General features: G+C 61.4%; 15 protein-coding genes. 7 read left to right on the top strand and 8 right to left on the bottom strand.

The features are described from left to right. Positions 1–6: 6 nt before the first annotated feature. Positions 7–3,642, top strand: a complete 3,636-nt coding sequence (locus AC0IYH_RS11420) for a transporter substrate-binding domain-containing protein (RefSeq protein ID WP_471834380.1) — start codon at positions 7–9, stop codon at positions 3,640–3,642. 24 nt (positions 3,643–3,666) lie between these two features. Here AC0IYH_RS11420 and AC0IYH_RS11415 read toward each other — a convergent pair whose 3' ends face one another. Both AC0IYH_RS11415 and AC0IYH_RS11410 read right to left on the bottom strand, forming a co-directional pair. Next, positions 3,667–4,149: a GAF domain-containing protein gene (locus AC0IYH_RS11415; protein WP_471834378.1), complete on the bottom strand. Its 483-nt coding sequence runs from the start codon at positions 4,147–4,149 to the stop codon at positions 3,667–3,669. Beyond that, entirely contained in the window at positions 4,146–5,036 is an 891-nt protein-coding gene (locus AC0IYH_RS11410; protein ID WP_116629618.1) for an ATP-binding protein, read from the bottom strand. The genes AC0IYH_RS11415 and AC0IYH_RS11410 overlap by 4 nt, the downstream gene beginning before the upstream one ends. A gap of 163 nt (positions 5,037–5,199) precedes the next feature. Between AC0IYH_RS11410 and AC0IYH_RS11405 the strand changes: the two genes are divergently transcribed. Then, positions 5,200–7,509: a response regulator gene (locus AC0IYH_RS11405; RefSeq protein ID WP_122773070.1), complete on the top strand. Its 2,310-nt coding sequence runs from the start codon at positions 5,200–5,202 to the stop codon at positions 7,507–7,509. Here the strand turns inward: AC0IYH_RS11405 and AC0IYH_RS11400 are convergent. From AC0IYH_RS11400 to msrB, 3 genes are all read right to left on the bottom strand, one after another. Continuing rightward, complete coding sequence (locus AC0IYH_RS11400; protein WP_471834376.1) at positions 7,490–7,942, bottom strand: MarR family winged helix-turn-helix transcriptional regulator; 453 nt, start codon at positions 7,940–7,942, stop codon at positions 7,490–7,492. The genes AC0IYH_RS11405 and AC0IYH_RS11400 overlap by 20 nt on opposite strands. Beyond that, positions 7,939–8,424 carry a glutathione peroxidase gene (locus tag AC0IYH_RS11395; protein WP_471834374.1) on the bottom strand — a complete coding sequence of 162 codons (486 nt, stop codon included), beginning with the start codon at positions 8,422–8,424 and terminating at the stop codon, positions 7,939–7,941. Before AC0IYH_RS11395 ends, AC0IYH_RS11400 begins: the two co-directional genes overlap by 4 nt. Positions 8,425–8,576: 152 nt before the next feature. Next, positions 8,577–8,969: a peptide-methionine (R)-S-oxide reductase MsrB gene (gene msrB / locus AC0IYH_RS11390; protein WP_116629614.1), complete on the bottom strand. Its 393-nt coding sequence runs from the start codon at positions 8,967–8,969 to the stop codon at positions 8,577–8,579. A gap of 202 nt (positions 8,970–9,171) precedes the next feature. Between msrB and AC0IYH_RS11385 the strand changes: the two genes are divergently transcribed. Together AC0IYH_RS11385 and htpX are read left to right on the top strand one after the other, a co-directional pair. Continuing rightward, positions 9,172–10,383 (top strand): pyridoxal phosphate-dependent aminotransferase, encoded by a 1,212-nt coding sequence (locus AC0IYH_RS11385; protein ID WP_025857865.1) that lies wholly within the window; start codon positions 9,172–9,174, stop codon positions 10,381–10,383. A gap of 304 nt (positions 10,384–10,687) precedes the next feature. After that, positions 10,688–11,575, top strand: a complete 888-nt coding sequence (gene htpX, locus AC0IYH_RS11380) for a protease HtpX (protein ID WP_012723005.1) — start codon at positions 10,688–10,690, stop codon at positions 11,573–11,575. A 55-nt stretch (positions 11,576–11,630) separates the two neighbouring features. Here htpX and AC0IYH_RS11375 read toward each other — a convergent pair whose 3' ends face one another. Next, positions 11,631–12,287, bottom strand: coding sequence for a thiopurine S-methyltransferase (locus tag AC0IYH_RS11375; protein WP_471834371.1), 657 nt, complete (start codon positions 12,285–12,287; stop codon positions 11,631–11,633). Between the two features lie 104 nt (positions 12,288–12,391). Between AC0IYH_RS11375 and AC0IYH_RS11370 the strand changes: the two genes are divergently transcribed. Then, the gene (locus tag AC0IYH_RS11370; protein WP_122773067.1) at positions 12,392–13,159 is read left to right on the top strand and encodes a DODA-type extradiol aromatic ring-opening family dioxygenase; all 768 of its coding nucleotides are present in this window, start codon (positions 12,392–12,394) and stop codon (positions 13,157–13,159) included. Between the two features lie 198 nt (positions 13,160–13,357). Here AC0IYH_RS11370 and AC0IYH_RS11365 read toward each other — a convergent pair whose 3' ends face one another. Next, positions 13,358–15,031 carry a DEAD/DEAH box helicase gene (locus tag AC0IYH_RS11365; protein ID WP_053255160.1) on the bottom strand — a complete coding sequence of 558 codons (1,674 nt, stop codon included), beginning with the start codon at positions 15,029–15,031 and terminating at the stop codon, positions 13,358–13,360. Positions 15,032–15,453: 422 nt separating this feature from the next. Here AC0IYH_RS11365 and AC0IYH_RS11360 point away from each other — a divergent pair, with 422 nt between their 5' ends. Next, a complete protein-coding gene (locus tag AC0IYH_RS11360) occupies positions 15,454–16,245 on the top strand; it encodes a crotonase/enoyl-CoA hydratase family protein (RefSeq protein WP_122773066.1) in 792 nt (263 codons plus the stop codon). A 36-nt stretch (positions 16,246–16,281) separates the two neighbouring features. Here AC0IYH_RS11360 and AC0IYH_RS11355 read toward each other — a convergent pair whose 3' ends face one another. Further along, positions 16,282–17,037, bottom strand: coding sequence for a spermidine synthase (locus AC0IYH_RS11355; RefSeq protein ID WP_471834368.1), 756 nt, complete (start codon positions 17,035–17,037; stop codon positions 16,282–16,284). A gap of 123 nt (positions 17,038–17,160) precedes the next feature. Here AC0IYH_RS11355 and AC0IYH_RS11350 point away from each other — a divergent pair, with 123 nt between their 5' ends. Next, positions 17,161–18,507, top strand: a complete 1,347-nt coding sequence (locus AC0IYH_RS11350) for a class II 3-deoxy-7-phosphoheptulonate synthase (protein WP_122773065.1) — start codon at positions 17,161–17,163, stop codon at positions 18,505–18,507. Positions 18,508–18,608: the final 101 nt, after the last annotated feature.

Genomic DNA, 18,608 nt, shown 5'->3' with positions numbered 1-18,608 from the left:
AAACGGATGCCCAGGTGTATAAAGGACTATCTGATTATATTGAGTGCCGGCTTGTGCTTCAGCACCGCCGTGCCTGCAACCCCTCAAAAGGGCCCGGAACACTTCAACTTACTGAGTCGCGCAAGCTCCGTACAACTGGAAACCTACCTGAGCAAGGCCCAACGCCTGTGGCTGCAAAACAAACGTGAATTGGTGCTGGGCACCTCGTTTCCCGACTACCCGCCTTTTGACCTCACTTCCAGCGGGCGTGACTATGAGGGCCTCACCGCCGACTACGCCGGCCTGCTGACCAAGGCACTGGCCATACCGGTCAAGGTATTGCGCTACTCCTCCCGCGAGGCCGCCATCCGCGCCCTTGAAACAGGCGATATCGACCTGTTGGGTTCCTCCAATGGCTTCGAGGCGGCGAACCCCAACCTCACTCTGTCGGAGCCGTATGCGGTGGACCGCCCGGTACTGGTCACCCGCGAAGGCGAAACCCGCAGCCTGAGCGAGGGGCTGGCCGGGATGCGCCTGTCGCTGGTCTACCACTACCTGCCGCTGGGGGAGGTTGAAAGGCTCTACCCCAAGGCAATCATCCGCGCCTACCCCTCCTATCAAAACGCCTTGAATGCGGTGGCATTCGACCAGGCCGACGTATTTCTCGGCGACACCATTTCCACCCATTACATGATCAACAAGGGGTACCTGAAGAATATCCGCATGGCCAACTTCGGCAAACATGAGGCCTATGGCTTCAGCTTTGCGATGGCGCAGCACCAGCACATCCTGCAGAGCATCGTCGACAGCGTACTGAGAACCGTGCCCACCAACGAACGGGAAGCCATCGCCAAACGCTGGAGTGCTGGCAGCGACATCCTGCTCACCGACCAGAAGTTGCAACTGACCCAACGCGAAGAGCGCTGGATCAGCGAACACCCGGTGGTCAAGGTGATCGTGAACGCAACCTTTGCACCGCTGACGTTCTTCGACAACGATGGCAACTTTCGCGGCATCACGGCCGACTTGCTGGAGCTGATTCGCCTGCGCACCGGGCTACGCTTCGAGATCCAGCGCGGGCGCGACGTCAACGCCATCATCAAACAGGTCGACAGCGGCGACGCGGACATCATAGGCGCGATCACCCCCAGCATCGAACGCGAAGCCCTGTTGAGCTTCAGCCGCCCCTACCTGGAAAACTCCTATGTGATGCTGACGCGCAAAGAGCCGCTGGCACCCACCGGCCTGGAAGAAATGGAGGGCAAGCGCCTGGCGGTGACCCAGGGCACCCCGTTGAAGGGTTTCCTGCAGGAACACTTCCCGAAGATCCAGCTGGTAGAAACCGGCGACACCTTCACCTCGGCCGAACTGCTGGTACAGGGCCAGGTGGACGGCGCCGTGAACACCCTGGTGGTCGCCAACTACCTGCTGTCTTCCCATGTGTTCCAGGACAAGGTGCAAATCAGCTTCAGCGTTGGCACGATCCCCGCCATGTTTTCACTGGCAACCTCGCGCAGCGCCACCGAACTCAGCTCGATTCTCGACAAGGCCTTGCTCAGCATCGACCCGGATGAACTGGGGGTGATCAACAGTCGCTGGCGGGGCTATAGCGCTGCGTCCGACAGCTACTGGCGCGACTATCACCAACTGATTGCACGCATCATCATCGGCACCGGGTTGCTGCTCCTGATTTCCCTGGGCTGGAACGCCTACATGCGCCGGCAGATCAAGCACCGCAAAATGGCCGAGCGCGCCCTCAACGATCAGTTCGAGTTCATGCGTGCGCTGGTCAATGAAACCCCGCACCCGATCTACGTCCGTGATCGCAAGGGCCTGCTGCAGACCTGCAACGACAGCTACCTGCAAGTGTTCGACGTCAAGCGCGAAGACGTGATCGGTAAAAGCGTGCTGCAGGTCAGCACCGCCCTTGCGGCAGAAGCGGCGCAATACCACGCCGACTATCAGCGAGTAGTGGCCGAAGGTATCCCGCTGATCCTGGACCGTGTGCTGCACCTGCGCGGGAAAAAACTCACGATCTACCACTGGATCCTGCCGTACCGCGACTCCGTCGGCGAGGTCCAGGGCATCATCGGCGGCTGGATCGACATCAGCGAGCGACGCCAGCTGTTCGACGAACTTCGCGACGCCAAGGAGCGCGCCGACGAGGCCAATCGCGCCAAGAGTACGTTCCTCGCCACCATGAGCCACGAAATCCGCACGCCGATGAACGCGGTGATCGGCATGCTGGAGCTGACCCTCAAGCGCGCCGACCAGGGCCATCTCGACCGCCCGGCCATCGAAGTCGCCTACAACTCGGCCAAGGATCTGCTGGAGCTGATTGGCGATATCCTCGACATCGCCCGGATCGAATCCGGTCGCCTGAGCCTGGCGCCGGAACGCGTCAACCTGCGGGAAGTGATCGAGTCGGTGGTGCGCGTCTTCGACGGTCTGGCCCGGCAGAAAACCCTCAGCATGTTGCTGGAGTTCAAGCCCGACCTTGACGACACCGAAGTCCTGATCGACCCGCTGCGGTTCAAGCAGGTGCTGTCGAACCTGGTCAGCAATGCGATCAAGTTCACCGAACACGGCCAGGTCAAGATCAAGGTGGAGGTCATGCCTACCCAACTGCCGCTGCAGGTCGAAATGAAACTGGTGGTGGAAGACACCGGGATCGGGATCAGCCGGGACGATCAGATGCGCCTGTTCGAACCCTTTGCCCAGGCTGACAACTCCGGGCAATTGGCCAGGAGCGGCGCGGGTCTGGGCCTGGTGATCTGCCGCAGCCTGTGCGCCATGATGGGCGGTCAACTTAGCCTGAGCAGCGTGCCCATGGTGGGCACCCAGGTGCATGTGAGCCTGACGATGACGCGGCTGCAGTCAGTGCTGGCGGTAGACGAACTCAAGCCCGAAGCGCCCGCGACGGCGCCCGTGCTCAATGTGCTGGTGGTGGACGATCACCCGGCGAACCGCCTGTTGATGTGCCAGCAGCTCGGCTACCTGGGCCACCAGTTCACCGCCGCCCAGAACGGCTCCGCGGGTTTCCAGGCATGGCGCCAGGAGCATTTCGACCTGGTGATCGCCGACTGCAACATGCCCATCATGAACGGCTACGAACTGAGTCGCTCGATCCGCGAATACGAGCAGCGCGAGCAACTGACGCCCTGTGTCGTCCTGGGCTTTACCGCCAATGCCCAGCCCGAAGAGAAGCTGCGCTGCGCCGAGGCAGGCATGAACGACTGCCTGTTCAAACCCATCAGCCTCACGGCCCTGGAGCGCCAGCTGGCGGGGGTCACCCCAAAACCTCCCGGCCTGATCCTGGACCTGGGCAACTTCGAAGCCCTTACCGGCGCAGACCCGCACATGAGCCGACGCCTGCTGGAGGAACTGTTGAGCAGCAGTCGCCGCGATCGCGAGGAAATGCTCGCACTGATCGCCGCGCAGGCATCGCCCCAGGACATCACCGAACAGGCCCACAAGATCAAGGGCGCTGCCCGTATCGTGCAAGCCAGCGCATTGGCGTCGCAGTGCGAAGCCATTGAACAGGCATGCGCCCGTGGCGATGCCAGGCTGGTAATCGAAGCGACGGTAAAAACCCTGGAAAAGCTGATGCTGGAGCTGGAAAGAATGCTGCAAGTGCAGCTGCATGAGCCGGACAGCCAATAAGGGCGCGCACCGCCCCCTCGTGGATCAGCAGTCGGTCAAGCGCAGGAAAATCGCCGCCAGCTGCTCGATGCCCGCCTGGTCCTGCGGGGTAAAGCGCGCCAGCGACGGGCTGTCGAGGTCGAGGACGCCGATCAGTTCGCCGTTCTTGACCAACGGCACCACCAGCTCACTGTTGGACGCGCTGTCACAGGCAATATGCCCGGGGAACGCATGTACATCCTCGACCCGTTGGGTTTCGCGCGATGCCGCAGCAGCGCCGCACACCCCACGGCCGAACGGAATGCGCACACAGGCGATCTGCCCCTGGAACGGGCCGAGCACCAGCTCTTCGTTGCGGTTGAGGTAGAAGCCGGCCCAGTTGAGGTCGTCCAGCTGGCTGAACAGGAACGCGGAAAATTGCGCGCTGTTCGCGATAAAGTCGCGCTCGTCGGCCAGCAGCGACTCCAATTGCGCGGCAAGCAGTGCATAGCCATCGAGGCCGGTGCCGGCTTGTTGTAGTTCGATCATGGTTGACGCTCCAGCAATTTGAGACCCACCCAGTAACGGGCGAATTGATACGCGCAACGACCGTTGCGGTTGCCGCGACCGGTGGACCAGCGCACGGCCAGGATGTCGAGGGCTTCATCACGCTGCCACTGCAAACCGGCCTTGTTCGCCAGCTCGCCGATCCAGTGCTCGACCACATCGAGGTAATGTTCCTGGTTGAACGGGTAGAACGACAGCCACAGGCCAAAACGATCGGACAAGGCAATTTTGTCTTCCACCGCTTCGCTGGGGTGCAACTCGCCGTCCACGCGCTTCCAGTTGTCGTTGTCGCTCTGGTTTTCCGGCACCAGGTGACGGCGGTTGGAGGTGGCATACAACAGCACGTTTTCCGGCGCTTGCTCCAGCGAGCCGTCCAGCACACTTTTGAGTACGCGGTAATCGCCTTCGCCGGCCTCGAAGGACAGGTCGTCGCAGAACAGGATAAAACGCTGCGGCAGCTTGAGCAGTTGCTCGACCACGCGCGGCAGGTCAGCCAGGTGGTCACGCTCGATTTCGATCAGGCGCAGGCCGGCCTTGGCATGCTGGGCCAGCAAGGCGCGCACCATGGACGACTTGCCGGTGCCACGCGAACCCCACAGCAGTGCATGGTTGGCGGGCAGGCCATCGATGAATTGCTGGGTGTTGCGCGCCAGCGTTTCGCGTTGCTTGTCTACGCCGATCAGATCGGACAAGCGCATGTCCAGGCTCACGTCGAGCGGCAACAGGTAACCGCTGCGGCCTTCACGCTGCCAACGGGCAGCCAGGCACTGGTTCCAGTCGATGGCTTGGCGGGGTGCGGGCAACAAGGGTTCAAGGCGGGCGAGCACTGCATCAGCCCGCTCAAGAAAGGCATTCAATCGAGAATCCACAATTATTCCTCTGGCAACTTCTTGCAAAAGATGGCGTATTGGCAGCCCTGCGGCGGACCGCACGAGGCCGCGTATAAAACGATTCATGCCGGGCAAGCCAGAGCCTGTGGATGTTCAGCTATGCTTGCCGGGCGAAGGGAAACGTGAAGTGGTTCAACACTCGATGGATATCAAGTTCGCCCACCGCTTGTCTTATAAACAAGCCAGATTGACTGTGCTGGTCGGTTTCGTCTTGGGAACCTTGCTCAGCCTGATCCAAATCGGCATTGATTATGCCAGTGAAGACGCATCCATCAACCGTGAAATACGCTCGCTGATCGAAATCAGCCACAACCCGGCGTCACGCATCGCCTACAACATCGATGCCGAACTCGCGCAAGAGCTGACCCTGGGCCTGCTGCACTCCCCTGCGATCATCCATGCACAGTTGATCGACAACAACGGCGTGGTGCTGGCCGATGTCGACCGGCCGCGCAAGGAAAGCACCTACCGCCCCATCAGCGATTTCCTGTTTGGCGCCAACCGCCAGTTCGAAGACCGGCTGTTCCTGAGCCACATGCCCAACGAATCCCTCGGTATGTTGCGCCTCGACGTCGACACCTATGCTTTCGGCAGCCGCTTTCTGCGCCGCGCCGAGATCACCCTGGCCAACGGGTTTGCCCGCAGCCTGCTGCTGACCGGCATCCTGCTGGGCCTGTTCTACGTGATGCTGACCCAACCGCTGGTGCGCATCATCCGCGAGCTGAGCAACCGCAAGCAGGCGCGCCTGGACTGCCCGCCCGGGCACGAACATGACGAAATCGGCGTACTGGTGAGCGTCGCCAACCAGCAATTCGAAAACATGGAGACCGAAATCCAGCAACGCCGCCACGCCGAAGACCGGCTGACCGAGTACCTGGGGCAACTGGAAGACATTGTGTCTGCCCGCACCCTGGAGCTTAAGGCCAGTAACCAACGGCTGAGCCGGTCGAATGAAGACCTGGAAGCGGCGAAGATGACGGCAATGGGCATGGCCCAGGCCCGGGCGGCATTCCTGGCAAACATGAGCCACGAAATCCGCACGCCGCTCAACGGGCTGCTGGGGATGATCGCGCTGTCGCTGGACAGCCCGCTGAACGCCGAGCAGCGCCAGCAACTGTCGATCGCCCATGACTCCGGCAAGGTGCTGGTGGAGTTGCTCAACGATATCCTCGACCTGTCCAAGTTCGACGCCGGCCAGCTTGAGCTGGAGGTGATCCCGTTCGACCTGGGCTCGCTGGTGGAAGACACCGCCAACCTGCTGTCGCAGAACGCAGCGCCCAGTGTCGAACTGACCTGCCTGATCGACCCGCAGTTTCCCGCCCAGGTGCTGGGCGACCCGACACGCGTGCGGCAAATCGTCAGTAACCTGCTGTCCAACGCGTTGAAATTCACACGCTTTGGCCGCGTGGATGTGCGCCTGCGCGCCCTTGATGGCAAGGTGCAGATTGAAGTGTGCGACACCGGCATCGGCATCGCCCAAGAAGCCCAGGTCAAAATCTTCCAGCCTTTTACCCAGGCCGGCGCCGGCATCACCCGCCAGTTTGGCGGTACCGGGCTGGGCCTGGCATTGACGCACAACCTGTGCGAAGCGATGAAGGGCCGCTTGAGCATCAGTTCGGAGGTGGGTTTTGGCAGCCAGTTCTGCGCCGAGCTGCCATTGCCCACCCATCTGCCTGCCGTTCAACAACCTGCGCTCAAAGGCGAGGTGATCGCCATTACCAGTACCGGCAGCGGGCTTGCGGAACTGCTCACCAGCCTGCTGCCCCATTGGGGGCTGACCCCGCGTTGTTTCACCATCGATGACGATTTAAGCGGGCAGGCGCCGGACCTGCTGATTACCGACTGCCCGGAATGCCTGTTTCGCCTGCGCCCAGGCATCAGCGCGCCCATCCTGCTGGTGACCGCGTATGGCAACTTCATGCCCAGCGAAGAGGTGGCGGCCCTCGCGCCGTTGCAGCAACAGGCGCGCCCGCTCAGCCGCAACGCGCTGTATCAGATCCTGCAACGCACATTGCGTAGCGATGACCAGCCGATCCTCGACCCCGTCCAGCTGGATGCCGCGCCCCTGGCCCACCGGGCGCGCATCCTGCTGGTGGAGGACAACCCGGTGAATCAGTTGGTGGCCAAGGGCATGCTCGGCAAACTGGGCTGCGAAGTGATTGTGGCCGCCCATGGTGGCGAGGCGCTCAAGTGCCTGGAGGAGCAACCCTTCGACCTGGTGCTGATGGACTGCAATATGCCGGTGATGGATGGCTACGAGGCCAGCCGGCAGATTCGCCGCAGTGGGCGTTGGCCCGACCTGCCGATTGTCGCCCTGACCGCCAACGCTCTGTCTGAAGAACGCGAACGCTGCCGCGCGGCGGGCATGAATGACTACCTGGCCAAGCCGTTTCGTCGCGAGGAACTCAACGGCCTGCTGGAGCTGTGGGTGCCTAAGACGACAAGCCTCTGATCTGCCCGAGCAACTGGTCCAGGCCGTCGCGCAAGGCGTCGGCCTGGTTCAGGTCGATGCCGCTGTCGCACAGCAGTCGGGTCTTGAGGCCATGGGCCTGATCACGCAGTTGCACACCCGCCTCGCTCAGGCTGAGGTGTACTTCTCGCTCATCCTGGGCACTGCGCCGACGCTGGACCAACGCCAGTTGCTCAAGACGCTTGAGCACCGGCGTCAGCGTGCCCGAGTCCAGCATCAGGCGTTCGCCCAGGGCCTTGACCGTGGGCTGCACCGGCCTGGCCGCGTGCCATTCCCACAGCACCAGCATGACCACGTATTGCGGATAGGTCAGGCCGAGTTGATCCAGCATCGGCTTATAGGCGCGGGTCACCGCCCTGGAGGCCGCGTAGAGCTTGAAACACAGCTGATCGTCGAGGGCCAGGGATACGCTCATTTGAGCAGCGCTTCGATCTCTTGGGTCAGGTCCTGAGGCTTGGTGGTCGGGGCGAAGCGCTTGACCACCTGACCATCGCGGCCGATCAGGAACTTGGTGAAATTCCACTTGATGCCCTTGGAACCCAGCAGGCCCGGCGCCTGTTGTTTCAGCTGCACGAACAGTGGGTGGGCATCGCTGCCATTCACGTCGATCTTCTTGAACAGCGGGAAGCTGACGCCGAAATTCAGCTCGCAGAACTCGGAAATCGCGCCTTCGTTGCCGGGCTCCTGCTTGCCGAACTGGTTGCAGGGAAAGCCCAGCACCACCAGGCCCTGGTCCTTGTACTGCTGCCAGAGCTGCTCCAGCCCCTTGTACTGGGGGGTGAAACCACATTTGCTGGCGGTATTGACCACCAGGATGGCCTTGCCGGCGAAATCGGCCAAGGTCTTCTGCTCACCCTTGATGGTGGTGCAAGGGATGCTCAGCAGGGTGTTGCTCATGGCAATGCCTCAAATAAGGGGGAAAGAGGGAAAACCATAGTCAGCAATTCAATTGCGTGCAATTTAATTGATCGCAATGATGACCCGTCATTATGTAGCGAGGGAGCAAGCTCCCTCGCCACAAAAGCGCCCTCCTCGCTGAGGAGCCGTTTTCAGCGCGCAACGAAATCCAGGCACACCGAATTGATGCAGTAGCGCAGGCCGGTCGGCGGCGGGCCGTCCGGGAACACATGCCCCAGGTGCGCGTCGCATTTGGCGCAGGTAACTTCGGTGCGGATCATGCCGTGGCTGACGTCACGGATCTCGATCATCGCGCTGTCGGCGATCGGCTCATAGAAGCTCGGCCAGCCGCAACCGGCATCGAATTTGGTGGCGGAGTCGAACAGCGGCTCGTTGCAGCAAATGCAGTGGTACACGCCATCGGCGGTGGTGGCGTTGTACTTGCCGGAGAACGGGCGTTCGGTGCCTTTGAGGCGGCACACCTGGTATTGCGCCGGGTCCAGCATGTCCTGCCATTCCTGAAGGGTTTTTTCCAACTTTTGCATCGGTACACCTCGGCAACTGAAAAAGCCTGATCTGTGTCTTTTCCATGGATCAGGCGGCACGTATGATTGCGCCTCTTCAAAACGCCAGTCTGGCACCCGCGCTATCGGCATTCAAACGTATTTATGGGTGCGGGCCTCGCAGGTTTCACAGTACGGTAGTGTCTACACCGTCTGGATCGTTCATTTTCAGGATCACATCGCCATGCAGGTCAGCAAATCGAACAAGCTCGCCAACGTCTGCTACGACATTCGCGGCCCAGTGCTCAAGCACGCCAAACGCCTGGAAGAGGAAGGCCATCGCATCCTCAAGTTGAACATTGGCAACCCGGCGCCGTTTGGTTTCGAAGCGCCGGACGAAATCCTCCAGGACGTGATCCGCAACCTGCCCACCGCCCAGGGCTACAGCGACTCCAAGGGCCTGTTCAGCGCGCGTAAAGCGGTGATGCAGTACTACCAGCAGAAACAGGTTGAAGGTGTCGGCATCGAAGACATCTACCTGGGCAATGGCGTGTCCGAGTTGATCGTGATGTCCATGCAGGCCTTGCTCAACAACGGCGACGAAGTGCTGGTGCCGGCGCCTGACTACCCGCTGTGGACCGCTGCCGTGACCCTGGCCGGCGGCCACCCGGTGCACTACCTGTGCGACGAAGGCGCCGACTGGTTCCCGGACCTGGCTGACATCAAGGCCAAGATCACCCCCAACACCAAGGCCCTGGTGATCATCAACCCGAACAACCCCACCGGCGCCGTGTATTCCAGGGAAGTGCTGCTGGGCATGCTCGAACTGGCACGCCAGCACAACCTGGTGGTGTTCTCCGACGAGATCTACGACAAGATCCTCTACGATGACGCCGTGCACGTGTGCACTGCCTCCCTGGCGCCGGACCTGCTGTGCCTGACCTTCAACGGCCTGTCCAAGTCCTACCGCGTGGCGGGCTTCCGCTCCGGCTGGATCGCCATCTCCGGGCCCAAGCACAACGCCCAGAGCTACATCGAAGGCATCGACATGCTGGCCAACATGCGCCTGTGTGCCAACGTGCCGAGCCAACACGCGATCCAGACCGCCCTCGGCGGCTACCAGAGCATCAACGACCTGGTCTTGCCTCAAGGCCGCCTACTGGAACAGCGCAACCGTACCTGGGAACTGCTCAACGCCATCCCCGGTGTGAGCTGCGTCAAACCCATGGGCGCGCTGTACGCCTTCCCGCGCATCGACCCGAAGGTCTGCCCGATCCTCAACGACGAGAAGTTCGTGCTTGACCTGCTGCTGTCGGAAAAGCTGCTGGTGGTCCAGGGCACGGCGTTCAACTGGCCGTGGCCGGATCACTTCCGCGTGGTCACTTTGCCGCGTGTGGATGACCTGGATATGGCCATTGGTCGCATCGGCAACTTCCTCAAGTCCTATCGCCAGTAACGAATGTAACGCTGTACGACCGGGTATCGGTCGTACAGCGAGTATCTGGCAACACTTCTCTGCCCTGCGCCCTGCCTGACGCGGCTTTCATCTTCCCTCGGGCGCGTGCCCCCTATAATCAAGGGGCGGCGAGGCACTGGCGAGTCAACCCGGGAGGCGTTTCCTTGTCGGAAAATCCCTTCAAGGCTCTACATTCGAGCTGTAGGACACAGTTTGAAATAGTCGCTCGGTTGAATCACCCCATGCCGCACCTTATATACCCCGCAGTACGCGACATATTAAGCATGAGGAGAATTCTACAACCATGATGCGCATCCTGCTGTTCTTGGCCACTAACCTGGCGGTCGTGCTGATTGCCAGCATCACCCTGAGCCTTTTCGGCTTCAACGGGTTCATGGCGGCCAACGGGGTTGATCTGAACCTCAATCAGCTGCTGGTTTTCTGTGCGGTCTTTGGTTTTGCCGGCTCGCTGTTTTCGCTGTTCATCTCCAAGTGGATGGCGAAGATGAGCACCAGCACCCAGGTCATCACCCAGCCACGTACCCGGCATGAGCAATGGTTGCTGCAGACCGTCGAGCAGCTGTCCCGCGAGGCTGGCATCAAGATGCCTGAGGTCGGGATCTTCCCGGCGTATGAAGCCAACGCCTTTGCCACCGGCTGGAACAAGAACGACGCGCTCGTTGCGGTGAGCCAGGGCATGCTCGAACGCTTCTCCTACGATGAAGTGAAAGCGGTGCTGGCCCACGAAATCGGCCACGTGGCCAACGGTGACATGGTCACGCTGGCGCTGGTACAGGGCGTGGTGAACACCTTCGTGATGTTCTTCGCGCGGATCATCGGCAACTTTGTCGACAAGGTGATCTTCAAGAACGAAGGAGGCCGCGGCATTGCCTACTTCGTGGCGACCATCTTCGCCGAAGTAGTGCTGGGCTTCCTGGCCAGTGCGATCACCATGTGGTTCTCGCGCAAACGGGAATTCCGCGCAGACGAAGCCGGCGCACGCCTGGCCGGTACCGGCGCAATGATCGCAGCGCTGCAGCACCTGCGCTCCGAACAGGGCCTGCCGGTGCACATGCCGGACAGCCTGACCGCCTTCGGCATCAACGGCGGTATCAAACAAGGCATGGCGCGCCTGTTCATGAGCCACCCGCCGCTGGAAGAGCGGATCGACGCACTGCGTCGTCGGGGCTGATCGCGAGCTAGGTCGCACTTTAACTGTGGGAGGAGGCAAGCCCCCTCCCACAGTTTTAACCGAGTGTTATCCGATACACCCGCTCCTCAAGCCGCGTAACGCCGTCCTGCACGAACTTCCAGCTCTCGCCCAGGATGTCTTGCTCCTCGAGCACATTCAGGCCCCAGTGCGTCCCCAGCAGCACTCTCACCTCATCATCCGTCACCGCAAACGGCGGGCCGGCCTTTTGCGTCTGGTCGTAATCGAGGGTGATCAGCAGCCCCTGGCAGCCCGGGCGCAACAGGTTGTTCAAATGCTCGGTGTATTGGGCACGCATCAACGGCGGCAAGGCGATCAAGGCGGCGCGGTCGTACAGCGCGGTGCAGTCGGCGAGCATCTCGGGCTCCAGGGCGAAGAAATCCCCGCACCACAACTCGATCAAGTCAGCCTGGTAGACCTTGAACCCGCCACGCTGGGTGATGCGCGGCGTGAGGTTCTGTTCACTGAAGAACGCCTCTACGGCCTGCTCGGACAGCTCCACGCCCATCACCCGCAACCCATGGCTGGCCAGCCACATCAGGTCCAGGCTTTTGCCACACAACGGCACCAGCACCTTCGCGCCGCCAGGCAAGGCCAGCGCCGGCCAATGGCGCTGCAAGTAAGGATTGACCTCAGGTAGGTGAAAACCGATCTGATTGCGCGCCCAGCGCTCCTGCCAAAACTTGGGATCCATGGATCACCGCCGTAAATTCGATCAAATAGCGCTAAAACTTATATTAGATTTAGATCAATGATCTGATTGAAGATGGGCCCATGTTAACGCTCAGGACCTGACTTATGTTTCCCAGCCTGTTTATCTCCCACGGTTCGCCCATGCTTGCCCTGCAACCCGGTGCCAGTGGCCCTGCCCTGGCGCGCCTTGCTGCCGAACTGCCACGTCCGAAAGCGATTGTGGTGGTGTCGGCGCACTGGGAAAGCCAAGAATTGCGGGTCAGCGGCAGCGCGGCGCCCGAAACCTGGCACGACTTTGGCGGCTTCCCCCGCGAATTGTTTGCCGTGCAATACCCGGCGCCGGGCGACCCGCAGTTGGCCGGCGAAATTGTGCAACGGCTGCAGGCCGACGGCCTCAATGCACGTATCGATAACCAGCGGCCCTTCGACCATGGCACTTGGGTGCCACTGTCGCTGATGTACCCGGCGGCGGATATCCCGGTGGTGCAGGTGTCCCTGCCCAGCCGCATGGGCCCAGCCCTGCAGACGCGGGTCGGGCATGCCCTCGCCGGCTTGCGCGAGCAAGGTGTGTTGTTGATCGGTTCCGGCAGCATCACCCATAACCTGGGCGAGCTGGACTGGCACGCAGGGCCCGAGAGCATTGAGCCCTGGGCGCGCGACTTCCGGGATTGGGTAGTGGACAAGCTGGCGGCCAACGACGAAACCGCGCTGCACGACTATCGCCGCCAGGCACCCCATGCGGTGCGTAGCCACCCCAGTGATGAGCATTTGTTGCCGCTGTACTTTGCGCGAGGTGCCGGTGGTGATTTCAGCGTGGCGCACCAGGGGTTCACCATGGGCGCGCTGGGCATGGATATCTACCGCTTCGGCTGACTCATGGGAGATCCAATGTGGGAGGGGGCTTGCCCCCGATTGCGGTGGATCAGTCAACAGATTTACTGACTGACACCCTGCCATCGGGGGCAAGCCCCCTCCCAAATTGGGTCGAGTACAGATCCCAAATCCAAAGCAAAAAAAATCCCCGAACCAGTCGGGGATTTTTTATGTGCGATCAATCAGCCCAAGAGCGGATCAATCTTCGCGGTAGCGACGCAGCTTCAGCTGCTTACCGGCAACGCGAGTGTCTTTCAGCTTGGCCAGCAGTTTTTCCAGACCGTCTTCCGGCAGCTCCACCAGGGAGAAGCTGTCACGGACCTGGATGCGACCGATGGCTTCACGTGCCAGGCCACCCTCGTTGAGGATAGCGCCCAGCAGGTTCTTGGCAGCAATGCCGTCACGCGCGCCCAGCGCGGTACGGCAACGAGCACGGCCTTCAGCCAATGGAACCGGAGCGCGACGCTCACGATCACCACGGTCTGGACGGTCGCCAGTACGCTCTGGACGATCACCGCGTGGCGCGTTGTTCGGTACCAGTGGGCGTTCTTTCTCGATGGCTGCCAGGGTCAGGGCCTGACCGTTGGTAGCCTTGCGCAGCAGGGCTGCAGCCAGGGCACGTGGGGTGCAACCGATATCGGCAGTCAAGCGATCCAGCAGCTCGCCGTGGGTCGATTCAGCGTCAGCCACCAGTGGCGACAGGCTGTTGGTCAGTTTCTTGATGCGAGCATCCAGAACAGCCTGGGCATCCGGCAGGCGGACTTCGGCAACTTTCTGACCGGTTACGCGCTCGATCACTTGCAGCATGCGGCGCTCACGTGGAGTCACCAGCAGCAGTGCACGACCTTCGCGACCAGCACGGCCGGTACGGCCGATACGGTGCACGTAGGACTCTGGATCGTAAGGCATGTCAACGTTGAACACGTGGGTGATACGTGGAACGTCGAGGCCACGAGCAGCAACGTCGGTCGCCACAACGATGTCCAGACGGCCATCCTTGAGGGAGTCGATCACGCGCTCACGCTGGTTCTGGGCGATGTCACCGTTCAGCGCAGCGGCTTTGTAGCCTTTGGCTTCCAGGGCGCTGGCCAGGTCCAGGGTCGCTTGCTTGGTGCGCACGAACATGATCAGGGCGTCGAAGTCTTCGACTTCCAGCAGGCTCAATACAGCCGAGGTCTTCTGGTCAGCGTGAACCAACAGGTGAGCCTGTTCGATCGCGGTAACGGTCTGAGTCTTGGTCTGGATCTTCACGTGTTGCGGATCGCGCAGGTGGCGTTCGGCAATGGCACGGATCGACTGTGGCAGGGTGGCCGAGAACAGCACGGTCTGACGGGTCGGTGGCAGCGCTTTAAAGATGACTTCCAGGTCATCCATGAAGCCCAGCTTCAACATTTCGTCAGCTTCGTCGAGAACCAGGTGGTTCACGGTCGACAGCACTTTCTCGTCACGACGCAGGTGGTCGCACAGACGGCCCGGAGTGGCGACAACGATCTGTGCGCCGTTACGGATGGCTTTCAGTTGTGGGCCCATAGGCGCGCCGCCGTAAACGGCCACAACGGTTACACCTGGCATTTGCTTGGCGTAGGTTTCGAAAGCGGTTGCTACTTGCAGCGCCAACTCACGGGTTGGCGCCAGGATCAGGGCTTGCGGCTCGCGCTTGGCAGGATCGATGCAATGCAGGATAGGCAGGGCGAACGCGGCGGTTTTACCGGTACCGGTTTGCGCCTGGCCAATCATGTCCTGGCCGGCCATGATGATCGGGATCGATTGCTGCTGAATCGCCGAAGGTTCTTCGTAGCCAGTCGCGATGACGGCAGCAAGAATGTTCGGGTTAAGATTAAAAGCGGCGAAGCCGCCGGTTTCCTGGGTCATGGGTCTGCCTCTAAGTGCATCCGCAAAGACCCATGCTCCAAAGCTGCGCATGCCGTGTTGAGACTCAAGAGTCGCCCTGGCTGCTTTGTCGGCGGGGATTTGCGAAAACGAATGAATGAAAAAGATTCGTCAAGGGAGAGTCCGCTGTGCGGACGTGCAGCCGAAGCTGACTTCGGGGAATTGCGCTACCTAAACGCGGCCCGGTTAAAGGCCGGCGCGCACTATACCGGAAATAGCTGAAAAAGGGAGCTTTTTTTATCGGAAAACGCCGATAAACCGCGCTGCGTCACAGTCTTTGCGCAGAGGCGCGCCAGGGTCTACTTTTCAAGGGCCCGGCCGTGCTGGTCATAACGCTTAAACGTTTCACCCATGCATCAAGATCCTTTGGTCTGAAACCCCACCCGCGCCCGAGGGCACACCCGATGAATCAAGCCAGCAGTAGCCGCGTCAGCCGTGAACTCCAGGGGCATGTTTTGTTGTTGGGCCTGGACCGGGTGGCCAAGCGCAACGCCTTTGACCTGGATCTGCTCAACGATCTCAGCCTGGCGTATGGCGAATTTGATCGAAACGATGACGCGCGGGTGGCCGTGGTGTTTGCCCACGGCGACCACTTTACCGCCGGGCTGGACCTGGCCAATGTCAGTGGCGTGATGGCTGGCGGCTGGCAACCGCCGCTGGGCGGCTGCGACCCCTGGGGCGTGTTCGCCGGCCCCAGGGTGAATAAACCGGTGATCGTGGCCGCCCAGGGTTACTGCCTGACCATCGGCATCGAGTTGATGCTCGCGGCGGATATCAACCTCTGTGCGAGCAACACGCGCTTTGCGCAGATGGAAGTGCAGCGTGGGATCTTTCCCTTTGGCGGCGCGACCTTGCGCTTTCACCAGATCGCCGGTTGGGGCAACGCGATGCGCTGGCTGCTCACCGGCGACGAATTTGACGCCCACGACGCCCTGCGCCTGGGGCTGGTGCAGGAAGTGATGGCCAGTGAAGACCTGCTGCCGCGCGCCATCGAACTGGCCAACCGCATTGCGCGCCAGGCGCCGCTGGGGGTGCAGGCTACGTTGATGTCGGCGCGGTTGGCGCATAGGGAAGGTGAGACGGTCGCGGCGGCGGCGTTGCCGCCGATGGTGGCTAAATTGCTGAACAGCGAGGATGCCAAGGAAGGGGTGCGGGCGATGGTTGAGAAGCGGCCGGGGGTGTTCAAGGGGATTTGATGACAGCAGTAATGGCCTCATCGGGGGCACAGACACCTAAGTAGCCGGCCGAATCGCCTTGATCAACGCCTGCAACGAATACCCCAATCGCGGCGCCAGCGCTTCAGCGCGGGCCGACAGCGCGCCCAGGTCCAATTCCTGATCCAGCTCAGAAGGCACCAGCAGAATCACATTGCCCTCCTTCACCGGCAGTTCCCAATAGTGCCGGTGATACAACCCGCGCAACAGCGCAGCCCCCAAAGGCTTGCCGTCGTCGGTGGCCCACTGGTTGATCACCAGCCAGCCGCCGGGGTTGAGTTTCTTCTGGCAGTTTTCCAGGAAGCTCCAGGCCAGGTGGCCGACGCCCGGGCCGACATCGGTATAAAGGTCGACAAAAATCAGGTCGGCCGGTTCGGCGCTATCGAGCAATTGCAAGGCGTCGCCAATACGGATGTACAGGCGCGGATCATCGTCCAGCCCCAGGTACTCAATGGCCAGGCGCGGTACATCGGGGCGCAGCTCGATGGCTTCGACGTCTTCCAGCGGCAGGAACTTGAGGCACGCCTGGGTCAGCGTACCGGCCCCCAGGCCAAGGAACAGCGCGCTTTCCGGCAATTCATGGCACAACGCGCCAATCAGCATCGCGCGGGTGTAGTCGTACTCCAGCCAGCTCGGGTCGGCGGTGAACACGCAGCTTTGCTCAATGGCGTCGCCAAACTCGAGAAACCGGTAATCGGCCACTTCGAGCACACGGATCATGCCGAAATCATCATGGACTTCGGCCAGCAGGCGCTCGACACGCTCCTCGCTCATCACTACTCCTAAAAGGGATTACCGCACGGCAAAGGCGCGATTGTCGGCCAACCGGCAGCAGCAGGTCACGCACTAATTGCTGATAACATTGGCGCCCGACCGTCTCAACCAATCGAGTTCATGATGAGCCAACCCTGGAGCCCCGACAGCTGGCGCGCCCTGCCGATCCAGCAACAACCCCGGTACCCGGACGCTGCACACTTGCTGCAAGTGGAGCAGAACCTGGCCAGCTACCCGCCACTGGTGTTTGCCGGGGAAGCCCGCGAGTTGCGTCGTCAGTTCGCCGAAGTGACCCAGGGCCGCGCGTTCCTGCTGCAAGGCGGCGACTGCGCCGAGAGCTTTGCCGAGTTCTCCGCCGCGAAGATCCGCGACACCTTCAAGGTGCTGCTGCAGATGGCCATCGTGATGACCTTTGCCGCCGGTTGCCCGGTGGTCAAGGTCGGGCGCATGGCCGGCCAGTTTGCCAAGCCGCGCTCCTCCAACGATGAAACCATCGACGGCATCACCCTGCCCGCCTATCGCGGCGATATCGTCAATGGCATCGGCTTCGACGAAAAAAGCCGCGTGCCCGACCCGGACCGCCTGCTGCAGTCCTACCACCAGTCCACCGCCACCCTGAACCTGCTGCGCGCCTTCGCCCAGGGCGGTTTTGCCGACCTGCACCAGGTGCACAAGTGGAACCTGGACTTTATCGCCAACTCTGCCCTGGCGGAGAAATACAGCCAGTTGGCCGACCGCATCGATGAAACCCTGGCGTTCATGCGCGCCTGCGGCATGGACAGCTCGCCGCAGCTGCGCGAAACCAGCTTCTTCACCGCCCACGAAGCGCTGCTGCTCAACTACGAGCAAGCCTTTGTGCGCCGCGACAGCCTGACCAACGACTACTACGACTGCTCGGCGCACATGCTCTGGATCGGCGACCGCACCCGCCAGCTGGACGGCGCCCACGTCGAATTCCTGCGCGGGGTGAACAACCCGATTGGCGTCAAGGTCGGCCCGAGCATGAACCCCGACGACCTGATCCGCCTGATCGACATCCTCAACCCGGACAACGACCCCGGCCGCCTCAACCTGATCGCGCGCATGGGCGCCGGCAAGGTCGGCGACCACCTGCCCAACCTGATCCGCGCCGTGCAGCGCGAAGGCAAGCAGGTGCTGTGGAGCTCAGACCCGATGCACGGCAACACCATCAAGGCCAGCAGCGGCTACAAGACCCGCGACTTTGCGCAGATCCTCGGCGAAGTGAAGGAGTTCTTCCAGGTGCACCAGGCCGAGGGCAGCTACGCCGGCGGGATTCATATCGAGATGACCGGGCAGAACGTCACCGAGTGCATCGGCGGCGCGCGGCCGATCACTGAAGATGGGTTGTCGGATCGTTACCACACCCATTGCGACCCGCGGATGAATGCGGATCAATCGTTGGAGTTGGCGTTTTTGATTGCTGAGACGTTGAAGCAGGTTAAGCGTTGAGATTTTAGTTGCCTGGACTGGCCTCATCGGGGGCAAGTCGAATCGTCGCACCGCCCCTCCCACATTTTGATTTGTGAATACATTCAAGTGTGGGAGGGGGC

The sequence above is a fragment of the Pseudomonas sp. AC463 genome (genome assembly GCF_979253585.1).
The sequence above is the reverse complement of the archived record's forward strand: the minus strand, read 5'-3'. Positions and strand labels throughout refer to the sequence as shown.